At 37.5% G+C, this 12,987-nt stretch carries 12 protein-coding genes; 10 read left to right on the forward strand and 2 right to left on the reverse strand.

Annotated elements, in window-relative coordinates; translation table 11 throughout:
* The 5 genes from ACTRWE_RS12400 to ACTRWE_RS12420 all read left to right on the forward strand — a co-directional run.
* Positions 1-556, forward strand: a 556-nt coding sequence (locus ACTRWE_RS12400; protein WP_462880096.1) for an AAA family ATPase, incomplete at its 5' end; no start/stop codon positions are given.
* Positions 557-560: 4 nt separating this feature from the next.
* A complete protein-coding gene (locus ACTRWE_RS12405; RefSeq protein ID WP_462880097.1) occupies positions 561-1,649 on the forward strand; it encodes a hypothetical protein in 1,089 nt (362 codons plus the stop codon).
* Between the two features lie 614 nt (positions 1,650-2,263).
* Positions 2,264-2,479 carry a hypothetical protein gene (locus ACTRWE_RS12410; RefSeq protein ID WP_462880098.1) on the forward strand — a complete coding sequence of 72 codons (216 nt, stop codon included), beginning with the start codon at positions 2,264-2,266 and terminating at the stop codon, positions 2,477-2,479.
* A 40-nt stretch (positions 2,480-2,519) separates the two neighbouring features.
* Positions 2,520-3,494, forward strand: a complete 975-nt coding sequence (locus ACTRWE_RS12415) for a transposase (protein ID WP_462880099.1) — start codon at positions 2,520-2,522, stop codon at positions 3,492-3,494.
* A 177-nt stretch (positions 3,495-3,671) separates the two neighbouring features.
* Entirely contained in the window at positions 3,672-3,887 is a 216-nt protein-coding gene (locus tag ACTRWE_RS12420; protein WP_462880100.1) for a hypothetical protein, read from the forward strand.
* 138 nt (positions 3,888-4,025) lie between these two features.
* Here the strand turns inward: ACTRWE_RS12420 and ACTRWE_RS12425 are convergent, their stop codons facing one another.
* Positions 4,026-4,763, reverse strand: coding sequence for a DUF4198 domain-containing protein (locus ACTRWE_RS12425; protein ID WP_462880101.1), 738 nt, complete (start codon positions 4,761-4,763; stop codon positions 4,026-4,028).
* Between the two features lie 247 nt (positions 4,764-5,010).
* Here ACTRWE_RS12425 and ACTRWE_RS12430 point away from each other — a divergent pair, with 247 nt between their 5' ends.
* Complete coding sequence (locus tag ACTRWE_RS12430; RefSeq protein WP_462880102.1) at positions 5,011-7,119, forward strand: TonB-dependent siderophore receptor; 2,109 nt, start codon at positions 5,011-5,013, stop codon at positions 7,117-7,119.
* A 41-nt stretch (positions 7,120-7,160) separates the two neighbouring features.
* Here ACTRWE_RS12430 and ACTRWE_RS12435 read toward each other — a convergent pair whose 3' ends face one another.
* A complete protein-coding gene (locus tag ACTRWE_RS12435) occupies positions 7,161-7,541 on the reverse strand; it encodes a hypothetical protein (protein ID WP_033102583.1) in 381 nt (126 codons plus the stop codon).
* Between the two features lie 873 nt (positions 7,542-8,414).
* Here ACTRWE_RS12435 and ACTRWE_RS12440 point away from each other — a divergent pair.
* The 4 genes from ACTRWE_RS12440 (at position 8,415) to ACTRWE_RS12455 (ending at position 12,972) form a co-directional block, all read left to right on the forward strand.
* On the forward strand, positions 8,415-10,481 hold the full coding sequence (locus ACTRWE_RS12440; protein WP_462880103.1) for a catalase: 2,067 nt from the start codon (positions 8,415-8,417) through the stop codon (positions 10,479-10,481).
* Positions 10,482-10,567: 86 nt separating this feature from the next.
* Positions 10,568-11,551: a DNA topoisomerase IB gene (locus tag ACTRWE_RS12445; protein ID WP_138764611.1), complete on the forward strand. Its 984-nt coding sequence runs from the start codon at positions 10,568-10,570 to the stop codon at positions 11,549-11,551.
* A gap of 214 nt (positions 11,552-11,765) precedes the next feature.
* Positions 11,766-12,260, forward strand: coding sequence for a general stress protein (locus ACTRWE_RS12450; protein ID WP_010390780.1), 495 nt, complete (start codon positions 11,766-11,768; stop codon positions 12,258-12,260).
* A gap of 118 nt (positions 12,261-12,378) precedes the next feature.
* Positions 12,379-12,972 carry an acyl carrier protein phosphodiesterase gene (locus ACTRWE_RS12455; protein WP_138764612.1) on the forward strand — a complete coding sequence of 198 codons (594 nt, stop codon included), beginning with the start codon at positions 12,379-12,381 and terminating at the stop codon, positions 12,970-12,972.
* The last annotated feature ends 15 nt before the right edge of the window (positions 12,973-12,987 follow it).

Here is a 12,987-nt window from a genome sequence, read left to right on the forward strand (position 1 = left end):
CATGCCTAGATGGCAGAAATCCTTAGATAGTTGGACGCAATCAAGTTTTAATTTTACTATCAAAGTTGATTATTCAGGTAGTAACTTAGCATTAAAAATTGCTTATGCGAATAACAATAATAGCTACAACAACGTAACCGATATGGGCTTTGGTTTTAGTCAAATATTACCAATATTAGTTAGTCTTTGGTCTGTATCATCTGGTTATGAAAGAATAAAGAATTTTGATTACACAAACCAAGTCATATTTGCAATAGAGCAGCCCGAACTACATTTACACCCCAAAATGCAATCTAAAATGGCCAAAATATTTAGTGAATCTATAGCATTAGCTAAATCAAATAATATTAACTTAACGTTATTTATTGAAACTCATAGTGAGGCTTTGATAAGTAAATTTGGTGATATGATTTGTTTAGGCGAAGAGATGCCTGAAAATGTAAGTGTCAGACTTTTCGAACAAAACAGACAAACAGGGATTACTGGACTTAGAGAGGCTGAATTCTCGAGTGATGGTATATTAAATAATTGGCCCACAGACTTTTTTGCATATTAAAACTATGATAATCATTTTAGATAAGTCAATATTTGATGCATACAAAGATCGAATTGATGTACATATAATAGATGAACTGATTGAGGATATTTGTAAGCAAAGACGCAAAGGGAAACATCTGATTTTTGCTAATAAGAAAGACATCTTACAACTAATATCGGACGAAAATCTAAGTCGCCTGCAAAGTGCTACATTGCAACAAGTCAATAAGGAACTGACAAGTTTTGATAAAAGTCTTTTAAATGAATGTATGAGTGTTGAGTTCTTTCATCCGAACTATCTGACTGGTGAGCCTAAAACCGGTAGGCATGTTATTGATATTACTTTGATAGATCTAGAGAAAGACATTATACCATTGCCTAATCTTGTTTTAGAAAACTCCAAAGACGATATTATTTTTTCTGCTATAGCTTCTTATACTTTGAAAAAGAAGTCACTTTCTAACTTTAACTTAAATTATCAGGTACTTCATGGTGGTGGCAACACTATGATTGAGGTTTGTCGAGATTATTTGAATGTAAATCCATTAACGTTTGCAATTTGTGACAGTGACAGAAGGACACCATTATGTAAATCAGGTGAAACTTCTAAAGGAGTCCTTAGAGTATTTGATGCCTTTAAACGTCACGCACAGTTCCATGAGATGTTAGTGCATGAGGTCGAAAATCTTATTCCTGTGTCATTTTTGAAAGAAATAGCTAGAAAAGAGCAATTGCCAACTTTGGAATTTTTAGACTTTTCGATGGAGGAGTATCCAGAAAGCTATTTTTACTATGATCTGAAAAATGGGTTTAAATATTCACAAGTTTGGGATGAAGACAGCGATATATCAAAGTATTGGAAGTCTATTTATGAAGAGTATGCTAAGAAAAATGATTTATGTTACTTGGCACTTTCTAAAAAACAGCTTCCTTTAGATGAAAATGATAATGTTATATTTAATAAGCTAAGCTCATTACTTCCTCACGCGATAAATAATATTCCTTATTCTGATAGCTCTAAGTTTAAGCCTGAGATTTTGGAAGATGCATGGTTAGATATAGGAGAGAAGTTAGTTAGTTGGTTTATATCGCCTAAACCGATCAGAATATAGTTACTACTAGAAACCAAAGGTGCCAAACCTTGACTACACATCAAGTACCTAGGTTTTAAAGTCGCTAAAAAAACGAAAGAATCAAAGGGTCACCCATTAGAAAGTTCCGGTCAAGCAGGCAGCTGTATTTTCTTGATCTTTTTATTCAAAAACCAAGTGTTCTTTCTGTTTAACTCTATTTTAATATGACTACGCATCCAGCAATGACATCGATTGTCGTGAATATGCACAATTGCTTGGATAAAGAGGGCTATGAGAATTAGATCGCTTTAATTAAGGCCCTTGGCTTTTGCCTCAGTCATCGTTTAGTACCAATGTCAGTCCAGTTTCTGGCTGTGTTTACACACTGCGCTGTAACAATTCTGTGGTTTATGTTTGCACATAACGAACCCTTTTGTGGCTCAAACATTGGGCATATCCAGTATTTAAACCCAAGGGGTCACCCATTAGAAAGTTCCGGTCAAGCAGGCAGCTGTGTTTTCTTGGTATTTCATTTAAAAAACCAAGTGTTCTTACTTTTAAACTCAATTTTATTAAGTGCTTAGTATTGATTAAAAAGTACAATAGTTAAAATTTATTTATTTTGATTTTATATCTACAAGGAAGTTGTTTATATGAGTGATGTAACGCCATTCTTATATATTGCTGTTATGGCTTTTTATTTTTTACACAAAAACGAAGAAGGTAAAATTCTAGTACCGATCTTTGCTTTTGCAGCAATACCGTTATTTAGTAATGACTACTGGCTGTGGTTTAAAGTGAGTATAGGGCTGAGCATCTATGTTTTAATGAGAAATCAAAGGGGTCAAGTCTTGACTTCAGACATCTAAGGTCTAGATTTATAGTTTACAGCTTATTGAGTGAATCGCTATGTCTAGGCCGCTGCGAATAGAGTACGAGAACGCATTTTATCATGTGATGAATCGCGGAAGAGGGCGTGAAAATACCTTTTTGAGTGATGACGACTTTAAACATTTTTTATATTGCATTGAGCAAGCAAGCCTTCGATTTAATATTGAAGTGCATTCATATTGTTTAATGACCAATCATTACCACCTGCTAATAAAAACTCCCGATGCTAATTTAGGCCGAGCCATGAAGCATATTAATGGCCTTTATACTCAATACTTTAATAGAACACATAATACAGATGGTGCGCTGTTTAGAGGACGCTACAAAGCTGTGTTGGTGGATGCTGATAACTACTTATTGCATGTTAGTCGGTACATTCACCGTAACCCAATTGAAACGAGTACACCGTTGGTAGAAGACCTTGCTAAGTATAAATGGTCTAGCTATTCAGCTTTCATTAAAAGGGTAGCGACGCCTAAATGGCTCGTTCGAGATTTTATATTTTCACTGCAAGGCAAAAAGCGTAAATATGCTGCTTATAAACAGTTTGTTGAATTTGAAAATAATAAAGAAATAAGCGCTTTTTATATTGCTAAAAAGTTGTTGTCGGTTTTGGGTTGTGAGGACTTTATTGAAAACATAAAAGACTATATTGCCAAGTCAGATAGCGAAAGAAAGCTTGTTACTAAAAAGCACTCGGCAGATGATGTAATTGCTTACTTAGCTCAACACTTTAATGTTGAAGTTGATGAGATTATAACGGTTAAAAAGGGGCGAAAAGAGAAAAACTTACCACGCTGGTTTGCTATTAAATTATGCCAAGATTTAACGGGATTAAATTTGCAGGCTTTAGCAGCTGTTTTTAATGTTGAACACTATTCGGCAATATCGAAAGCTGTCGGTAGGTTGAATACATTAATGGTTGAAGATAAAAAGGTTAAATTACAATACGGAAAACTTCGAGATTGTTTGATGTCTGAAGTCAAGATTTGACCCCATTTGGTTTCAGAAGTCAAGATTTGACCCCATTTGGTTTCATATCGAAAGCTGTCGGTAGGTTGAATACATTAATGGTTGAAGATAAAAAGGTTAAATTACAATACGGAAAACTTCGAGATTGTTTGATGTCTGAAGTCAAGATTTGACCCCATTTGGTTCATTTGGTTTCAAGTGCTCGAGAGTAATGTAATAACACCGTTTGTGCAAAGAACAGCTGTTTCATTGCCGCCAGCAGTTATGCTTGGTGGGCAATTATTGATGGGCGCTATGTTTGGAATTCATGGCTTAGCGCTTTCAACGCCGTTGTTAGTATCAATTATTGTCACAGTGCAGATGCTCTATATACGGGATGTTTTAAAAGAGAAAATCCAACCATTAGGGCAGTGATACGTTAAAGAAAGTGGCAGGTTATATAAATATAATTTGCCACTTTTTATGCCTATTAATTAACAAGTTACTCTTGTGTAGCCAACATAAAACATATTGGTTAGATGGCTGTTTAATGTTGAGCGGCGAGGTTTGCTTTTACTCTGCAGCATGGGGTAAAACAAATGAGAGTGTGGCTAAATGCTCTGTTTTATCAAATACATTTAAATTTGTGCTTTTTTCGTCATAGATTGCGGCTACTACGTTTAAGCCTTGGTTACGCAATGGCAATGTGACCAAGCCGTCATCATTACTAACTATTGGCTCTTGATCTGGGTCGTTTACTAAATCATTGATTACTTTAGCGCCTTGAACAGCTTTACTATTGAAAGTTATGCGGTAGCTGACTATTGCGCCTTTTTGATCTGAAAATTCGTTACCTACAGGTAGGATTTGTAATTGCTGATTTTTAAGTGCAGGTACTTGGGCAAGCGGGCCACGCAAATGTACTGCGTACTTTTTAGTATGTTCGCTTAATAGTGCATTGGGGATTTCATCTCGACCTTTAGCAAACCATTCACCTTCTTTTGTTTTACTCCACAACCCATTATCGAGCATACCAGTAACCGCATAAACGCCTCTATCACTTAGCAGCATCATAGGCCCTGATTCAATAAGTTTTACGTTTTTTTGTTGCCAGTTTTTACTATAGCCAGTAATGCTTTTAATTTTATTTTGTCGTTTTACGGTATCTAAATCTTGTGCGCCTTCGCCATATATAAAAGCTACCTGTGATGAGCGCTCTGCAAACCATATTGCATGAGCCTGTGCTTGTTCGCTGTATGCGCTTGATATTGAAGTGACTAATGCCATGCAGGCGAAAGGTAATATTTTCATTTTTTTCTCTAAATTTAAGGAGGTATTTATTTTTCGATGTTGAATACGTTTAACTCAAAAATAAAAACAACCCCTAATAACTTTGTAAAATTTGTTGCTGTAGGGTAGCTCTTTTTATTCTGCTTGTATATTATTGAAAATAACAATTATTACCATTTGTATTTCGTGCTTGTTTAATCGGTTCTAGTTAAAAAATTTTTTAGTGAAAACTTAACCGATTAAGCTTGTATGATATCTAAGAGATAGAATGAACTTAATAAATCGATACCAAATATCAGCCCTAACAATTGCTATAAGTACCATTTTAGCGCCTTCTGTATACGCAGCTTCAGCATCAGATAACATTGAGAAAATAGCGGTTTCGGGGGTTAGACAAGCTTTTCGTGGCGATGTGCCTTTAAGCGAGCAACCACAAAGTATTGAGTTTATATCAGCAGAAAACCTCGATGACGCAGGAGTGACTACACTCACCGATATATTTGATTTAACGCCGAGTATTTCTGAACAAAATGATTTTGGTGGATTGTGGGAAAGCTTTGCAATACGTGGGTTAGTAGGCGATGAGAATATTCCTTCAGGCTTTTTAATTAATGGTTTTTCATCGGGTCGAAGTTTTAGTGGTACCCGCGATACTAGCAATATTGATTATGTAGAAGTGATGAAAGGGCCTGGCTCAGCTCTTTATGGCCGTTCTGAGCCTGGCGGTACTATTAACATCATCACTAAAAAACCACAGTTTGAAGAACAAGGCTCTTTGAAAGTATCTGCAGGGAGCTGGCAAAGTTATCGCGCTGAAGGCGACTACACTAATGCAATTAATGATCAAGTTGCTTTTAGAATAAACGGTGCAATTGAAGACGGTGAGGGTTTTAGAGACTACCACGAAAATAAAAAAACAGTGATCACACCTTCAGTTCTTTGGTTAATATCTGACACAACAAAATTAAATTATGAACTAGAGTATGTTGATCAGAGTGTGACGTTTGACCGTGGTATTGTTGCTCTAGATGGGAAGATAGACGCATTACCTATTGAAACGTTTTTAGGTGAGCCAAGCGACAAACCAACAGAGGTTGATGCGATTTCTCATCAACTGACCTTTGAGCATCAAATAGGGCAATGGTCACTTTTAAATGGGCTTAGCTATAGCGATTCTAAATTTATAAGCGAATCGAGTGATGCTGAACTCGCCCCTAGCAGGCAGCTTTATTTTACTGATGGCGAAACCTTAAGTCGGCAACATAACGAGCGTGATTTTCAAACTAAAAATATTTCAGCCCGCACTGAGCTAAGTGGTAGCGTTACTGCTGCTGGGTTTACCCATCATTTATTAATAGGTGCCGATGCCAGCAAGTTTGATTTTGATAAACTTTGGTATAGATATCGCCCTACGCTTGAAGATACGCGCTATGCCATTAATATGTATAACCCCGTGTATGGGCAAACAGCACCCGAAGGCTCACTTTTATTTAACAGCACTGAAGTACAGCACAGTTACGGGGTTTATATTCAAGATCAAATCGACATCACTGAGCAGTGGAAAGTACAAGTAGGCGGTCGTTATGATTGGTTTGATCAGCAAATAGATAATCATATTAATCAAAGTCAGTCTAAAAGCAATCAGAGTACATTTAGCCCACGAATAGGCTTGGTGTATGCTTACTCAGACGACATACAGTATTACAGCAGTTACTCGGAAGGTTTTAGGCCAAACAGTGGTTACGATATAAATGGTGATGCATTTGAGCCAGAATCGACAACCTCTATTGAGGCGGGTGTTAAATTTAGCACCGATACCCTAAATGGTAGCTTTACAGTATTTAGCGCCGAAAAAAGCAATATGTTGACCACAGATTTGCAAGCAGGCGTGTCGACGGCGTTAGGCGAGGTAACTAGCGAAGGCGTTGAGTTTGATTTACACGGTTATATTACAGAGCGCACCTCATTTGATTTTGCCTATACCTACACCGATGCAAAAACAGCAAACGACACGGTTAATACAGATTGGTGGGTAAAATTACCAAAAGGTAGCCCGTTACTTAATATTCCTAAACACAGTGCAAATGCGCGTATTAAAAGAGAATTAAATGATTTAATCGATTTAAATGCACGCGTTGGTATAGCTGTTCAGTATGAGGGGGAGCGCTTAGGTGAAACCATAGACCCTACGTATTACTTACCTTCGTATACGCTGGTGAATTTGTTCGCAACTTACAACGTTAATGAAGATGTGATGGTACAACTGAACATTAATAACGTGCTTGATAAAGAATATTACTCAAATTCTTACTCTGCAATTTGGACTCAACCCGGTGAGCCAGTTAATTATAAGCTGAGCTTAAAATATAGCTTTTAATTTATCCTTGGGGCAGGCTTAACGATGCTTGCCCCATCACTTTATTCAGGCTGTGCACCTGTTCCAAGTAAAGTGTCAATATAAGCGAGCTCTTCGCTAAAAATACCACTAAAGAATGCAGATTGTTCAATTATTACAGCGTCATTAGGCTGGGCTTTGTAGCTTTGCTGGCACCTGGCAAGTTCACGGGTTAACCAGGAGCACTCATTACTTGCAGTGTTTATAGCTGCTTTTAAAAAAGAGGGCCATTTGATTTTTTGTAAATTAAAGCGATAGAGCATTACAGCGATACAGCCATAGGCTTGTTGTTCTTGTGATGGTGGGTTATCACTCGTTACTACGTCGCTGTTTAACAGTTTACTGTTGAACAGTGCTTGTTGCAGTGCGACCTGTTGTGATTGACTTAAAAAGCTTGTTGTCATAATGCGTGAGTAGCCCTGGTTACAATAGAAAATAGCATTTTGTATTAAAGGCTAAGCAAGGCGTTTTATGACTCATGCAGCACCGAAAAAATGCAACAACAGTGATAACAAAATTGGCCTGACTCTTTACTGAATTATTAAAATACAATTGTAATTGATTGGATAGTTTTGAAGTATATTAGCATCAATATTTTAATATCAATGCAGCGCATAACTGAGTTAGGTAATTGACTAAATAATCACTATTAGATGCGTTTTTAAAGGAATAAAGATGTTTTTATCATTTTTTAAAAATCTTTTATATTGTTTATATAGTAATTTAATCGGTCAAATCTATCACTCATCCGCAGAGACAGATGTTATTGCTTAAGGTGCTTTATCAGTTGAGTTATCAATCTGCGCTAGGTGTTACTGAGAAATAAGAGTTATATACTTTATCAAGGTGTGGGCGTTATGCAGTAAGCCGTTTAAAGAAACTATGCCCAGATAAAGCGAGTAAATTTTTATTACCTAAACTGACATGTACAAAAGCAGAACGCTATTTTAAATAAGAATAAAGCCGAGTAACATTTACGTTCAAACCTTTCTGCGCCCTCAATAAAGACAAAGTCCTCACTAAATCTATCATTGTAAAAATACAGTAATAATGAAAATAAGAATAAGCTGATTGCTTAGTAATTGAATAAAATGATGCTCTGAGGAAAGCTTACATTAGTTGTGTAATTTTTATAGTTTGTATTGGTAAAATATTTTCACTTCTTTCTTAGTTATTGATTTTAAAGCTATTTGGTTATGGTCTTTTTTTTGCTTGGTTATTGTTTTTTAACCCTTTAAAAATATAGCAATCAAAAAATCATTTAAGGAAGAAAAGTTATGGCAGAGTCATTTAAGTACGCAAATAATAAAGGACATGCAGGAGAGCTTCATCAAAAAGCTAATAAAGACCATCCCGTAATGACAACCGCACAAGGTTGCCCTATCAGTGATAATCAAAATTCATTAAAAGCTGGTCAACGCGGACCAGGACTATTGGAAGATCATGTGTTACGAGAAAAGTTGTTTCACTTTGATCACGAGCGAATTCCTGAGCGAGTTGTTCACGCAAGAGGGTATGGAGCACATGGTTACTTTGAAACGTATGATGCTTTAGATGATTTGACCTCTGCTGATATTTTTCAACGTAAAGGTGAAAAAACACCTGTTTTTGCACGCTTTTCAACAGTGGCGGGTAATCATGGCTCGCCTGATTTAGCACGCGATGTGCGAGGTTTTGCCGTTAAGTTTTATACGCAGGAAGGTAATTGGGATCTGGTAGGCAATAATATCCCAGTTTTTTTCATTCAAGACGCGATGAAGTTTCCCGACCTTATACATAGCGCAAAAGCAGAACCAGATCGTGGTTTTCCACAAGCGCAAACAGCCCACGATAATTTTTGGGATTTTGTAAGTTTGTCGCCAGAATCCATGAACATGGTTATGTGGGCAATGTCAGATAGAGCTATCCCGCGCTCATTAAGGTTTATGGAAGGATTTGGCGTTCATACTTTTAAGTTTATTAATGCACAAGGTGAAGAAAAATTTGTTAAGTTCCACTGGAAACCTAAAGGCGGTATGCAGTCAGTGGTTTGGAATGAGGCATTGAAATTAAATGGCGCTGATCCTGATTTTCATCGTCGTGACATGTGGGAATCAATTAATAATGGAGACTATCCGGCATGGGAGTTGGGCATTCAAGTATTTGATCAAAAATTTGCTGAAGAGTTCGAGTTTGATGTTTTTGATGCCACTAAACTGATACCCGAAGAGCAAGTACCAGTTAAAATTATTGGTAAAATGGTGCTCAATCGAGTCGTAGACAACTTCTTCGCAGAAACCGAACAGGTTGCATTTTGCACACAGAATATAGTACCAGGACTTGATTTTACTCCTGATCCTTTATTGCAAGGCCGTAATTTTTCTTACCTAGATACACAAACCAAACGCCTAGGTGGGCCTAATTTCACACAAATTCCTATTAATGCAGCAAAATGCCCGATGAGACATTTTCTTCAAGATGGCCACATGGCAATGCAGAACCCTAAAGGCCGGGTTAATTACGAACCTAATTCATTCAGCGGGGGTGAAAACAACCCGCGAGAGTGCCCTGTACACGGATTCAAAAGCTCAGAATCTGAAACTGACGGTGGTAAATTACGCTATCGCTCAGAAACATTTAGTGATCACTATAGCCAAGCACGACAATTTTATTTAAGTCAAACCGACGTTGAGCAAACGCATATTCAAGACGCTTTAATTTTTGAGTTATCTAAAGTAGAGCATTTACGTATCAGAGAACGCGTGGTTTCTCATCTGTTAAACATTGATAACAAGCTTGCTGAGAAAGTTGCATTGGGTTTAGGTTTACAAACTATGCCAGATGCGGCAGAAGCGGCGCTTGATACCCGTCAAGATTTACCAGTGTCTGATGCGCTAAGCATTTTAAAAAATGCGCCAAATACATTTAAAGGCAGGAAGCTTGGTATATTAGTAAGTGATGGTTTTGATGCTGAAACCTTTAATTTATTAATACAAAGCCTTAAAGAGGAAGGTGCAAGCCATGAAGTTATTGCGGCTCAAGTTGGTGGTGCTAAAAATAGTAAGGGCGAGATTGTTGAGGCCGATCAGGTGATTAACGGCGGACCTTCGGTGCTTTACGACGCAATAGCTCTGCTTACCACTAATGAAGGCGCCAAAAAGCTTGCTGAAATACCGGAGGCGAAAGATTTTGTCAGTGATGCTTATGCACATATGAAGTATATCGGCTTTAGTGATAAAGCAGCTCCTTTAATCGAGGCTACTGGTTTAAATGGACAACTTGATGATGGCTGGTTGGATTTAAATAAAATTTCCGCAAGTGAGTTTGTCTCAAAAATTCGTAACCTTAGGTATTGGAGTCGATAAATCGTATAACAAGGGCTAGTGAGAACTAGCCCTTGTTATTGATGGCACCGTTTTATTTGAGGATTACAAAAATTTAAAGGAATAAAATGAAACTAATTTATGTCGATGATAACTTGCCGGGCATAACTCGAAAGAGGCATGAAAACCAATGGGTTTATTATGATCCTGCAGGAAAGAAAATACATGATAAAGATGAAATAGAGCGGTTAGACAGCCTCGCTTTTCCCCCCGCATACAAAGATGTATGGTTATGCCCAGAAGAAAATGGGCATATTTTAGCTACTGGCTACGACAACAAAGACCGCAAGCAATACTTTTATCATCCCGAGTTTAGGGAGCAGCAAGAGCTTAAAAAGTTTGAAGCATGTGTTTTATTTGGAAATAAACTGCCTTTGTTAAGAGCAAAACTATCGGAATATTTGCGAGGTAATGAACTTGATTGCCAGCGCACAATTGCAGCCGTTGTACGTTTAATGGACCTTGGAGCTCTGCGCGTTGGTTCTAAAAAAAACGCCAAACATAACAATAGTTTTGGTGCTACGACATTACGTAGCCGGCATGCAAAACTAACGGGTAAAAATATTCGCTTAAAGTATAAAGCAAAATCCGGTAAGCAAAGAGAAGTGAATATAACAGATAAAGTGCTTAGCTCTATCATACAGCAGTTGCAAGATTTGCCTGGGCAGAGCTTATTCCAATATATCGATGAAGGCGAGTGTTGTGATGTTACCTCCAAAGAAGTGAATGAGTTTATTCAAAGTGTTATGGGTGAGCAGTTTAGTGCAAAACATTTTAGAACATGGCGGGCCAGTGTTTTGGCATTTGAAGTCTTACATAAATCAAACGGCCAGCTTTCGCTTAAAGATATGTTAGGTAGCATTTCAAGTAATTTAGGGAATACCCCAGCAATAGCTCGTAATTCATATATTCATCCAAAGTTGATTGAGCTGTGTAAAGGAGGTAAAGAAGCTCTAAAGGACTTTAATAACTTAGACAAACTACCCCGTAAGACTAAGTATCTAAGTCGCTATGAGCGTGGGTTGTTGATATTTTTAGAAGAACAAAGCTAATAACGTTAGTCTCTTTGTAATTCTACTCATATTTCAATCGCTTGAGTTATACCTATGTGTGTGAACTTTTTACAACTTCTAGCAACTTTTACTTTAAAACGTAGAGTTCTACTTTGCTTTTTTTATTTATCTTTCTGATTTTAAAGGATTAAAACTTTGGTTTGAATGTTGCTAATTACTAAGCGTACTTTCTTAAACAAATAAAGGAGTTGTTATGAGTACTGTTATTACTGGGTTATTCGATAATGCATCACAAGCAACATTAGCCATTTATAGATTAGAAGCTTTAGGTGTAAGTGAGGCGGATATAAGCATTGTTGCTAACGACTCGTATACAAAGGAAGACTTTGCTGTAGATGAAGGTACCAAAGCTTCAGAGGGCGGTTTGCTGGGCGCTGCATCTGGTGGCGTGTTAGCGGCAATTATTGGTGGTTTTACCGCTGTTGGTGCAGTCGCTTCGGGTGGTGCAGGCTTATTAGTCGCAGGTCCTTTGGTTTCAGCACTTGCAGCTGGTGGCGCCGGTGCTGCCGTTGGTGGGACTCTAGGTGCAGCAATCGGCGCATTTATTCCAGAACATGAAATTAAGTATTATGAAGACGCAATTGAGAAGGGTTCAATACTCGTCGGTGTTAAATATAACAGCGATAACAAAAATAGTATTGAAGAAATTCTTGATAATGCTGGTGCAAGCAAGGTTTCAAAAGCGTAATATTTTAGAATGCACTATAAGTATCTAAAAAGTATAAAGGTGGAACTGCGTTCCATCTTTTTACGCGTTTGATTTTTAAAACTATCTGAGCTTAGTATATTAATCTATATGGAAACCAATGAATTATTTAGCTCACCTTTATTTAGCACAGCCTACGGCTGATTCTCATTTTGGCAACTTACTGGGAGATTTTGGTGGTCAACGACAGCTAACATACATACCGACAAGTGTTAAAAGTGCGCTAGATAACCATTATTTAGTGGATAAATTTACTGATGCACACCCTTTAGTAAAAGAAGCTAAACAGCTTTTTTCACCCAAGCGCAGGCGCTTTGCAGGCGTGGCTGTTGATGTGGTGTTTGATCATTTTCTGATTCAGCATTGGCAGCAGTTTAATAACCAATCACTGATTGATTTTAAGCAAACCAGTTATGCGCTTTTGGATAAGCGTATACCTGTAATGCCTACACGAATGCAACGTGTAGTAACCAGTATGACACAAAACGATTGGTTTAAAGAGTATGAAAGCGTTGATGGGGTGGGGCGGGCGCTTGATAATATTGCTAAACGTATTCGCTTTACTAATAATTTTGCAGGTACCGCTGAAGATATAATCCGCCATTATAGTGAGCTAGATGAGCTCTTTTTAGCGTTTTTCCCTGAGCTGATTAAGCACGTTAATGAGTTTAATTTGGAAAGCGCACCAAAGTAGAGTGCGCTTACAAAA

This window comes from Pseudoalteromonas sp. G5_S1_54_S4 (assembly GCF_054968565.1).